The following is a 1,565-nucleotide window of genomic DNA, read 5'->3' on the forward strand; positions in this document are numbered from 1 at the left end:
CTGTCCCAGCTCTCCCCCGATCAGCTCCGCCACCTGGCGGCAACGCTGATGACGCAGGTCGAGCAGCAGGAACAGGCACTGGCGCAGAGCCAGAAAACGCTGCGGCATACCGAGCAGGTCAACCAGAAGCTGACCTATGAACTGGCGTTGCTCAAGCGCCACGCCTTCGGCAAGCGCAGCGAACAGCTCAACGTCCTGCAGATCAGCCTGCTGGACGAGGCGGTGGATGCCGACATCGCCGCCATCGAGGCCGAGCTGGAGGCGCTGAACCTCACCCCCGCCGCACCGGCGGTGAAGAAGACCCCCAAGCGCGCCCCGCTACCCAAGGATCTGCTGCGCATCGAGATCCGCCACGACCCGGAGAGCGAGCACTGCCCGTGCGGCTGCCAGCTGCGACGGATCGGCGAGGAGATCAGCGAGAAGCTCGACTACACGCCGGGCGTGTTCCACGTCGAGCGCCATCTCCGTGGCAAGTGGGTCTGCGACCAGTGTGAGACGCTGACCCAGGCGCCGATGCCGGCGCAGATCATCGACAAGGGCATCCCCACCGCCGGCCTGCTGGCCCAGGTGCTGATCGCCAAGTATGCCGATCATCTGCCGCTGTATCGGCAGGAGCAGATCTTCGCCCGGGCCGGCGTGGCGATTCCGCGCTCCACCCTGGCCGAGTGGGTCGGCATCTGCGGCGTGCGGCTCCAGCCGCTGATCGATGCCCTGCGCGACCTGCTGCTTGGTGAACCCGTACTGCATGCCGACGAGACCCCGGTGCCGATGCTGGCCCCGGGCAAGAAGAAGACCCACAGGGCCTACCTCTGGGCCTATGCCACCACGCCCTATGCCGGGTTGAAGGCGGTGATCTACGACTTCAGCGAAGGGCGCGGCGGCCAGCATGCCCGTGACTTCCTCGGCGGCTGGCAGGGCAAGCTGATCTGCGACGATTACAGCGGCTACAAGCAGAGCTTTGCCAACGGCGTGACCGAGATCGGCTGCATGGCCCACGCGCGGCGCAAGTTCGTCGACCTGCACGTGACCGGCAAGAGCCAGATCGCCGAGCAGGCCATCGAGCTCATCGGCCAGCTCTACCAGGTGGAGCGCGAGGCCCAATCATTAACGGCGGAAGAACGCCAGCAGCTACGTAATACCCAGGCGAGGCCCATCGCCGACGCGCTGTACCGCTGGATGCTGGCTCATCGGGAGAAGGTGCCAAACGGCTCGGCGACGGCCAAGGCGCTGGATTACAGCCTGAAACGCTGGGCGGCGCTGACGCGCTACCTGGATGACGGCGGGCTGCCGATCGACAACAACCGGGTCGAGAACCTGATTCGCCCCTGGGCATTGGGACGCAGCAACTGGCTGTTCGCCGGGTCACTGCGCAGCGGACAGCGTGCCGCCAACATCATGAGCCTGATTCAGTGCGCCAAGCTGAACGGCCACGAACCCTACGCCTACCTGAAGGACGTGCTGGAGCGACTGCCGACCCAGAAGGCCAGCCAGCTCCACGAACTCCTGCCTCAGAACTGGCAGCACACCGACTGATCACTGACAAGCGGTGTTGCCCGGTCGCTTAC

1 protein-coding gene is annotated in these 1,565 nt (G+C 65.8%); it reads left to right on the forward strand.

The genetic code is table 11. The annotated features are described in order from the left end of the window. A partial coding sequence (tnpC, locus tag QWY80_RS08775) for an IS66 family transposase (protein WP_290230412.1) occupies positions 1-1,533 on the forward strand: 1,533 nt, incomplete at its 5' end. Positions 1,534-1,565 lie beyond the last annotated feature (32 nt).

The organism is Halomonas ramblicola, assembly GCF_030409215.1.
Taxonomy (GTDB): Bacteria; Pseudomonadota; Gammaproteobacteria; order Pseudomonadales; family Halomonadaceae; genus Halomonas; species Halomonas ramblicola.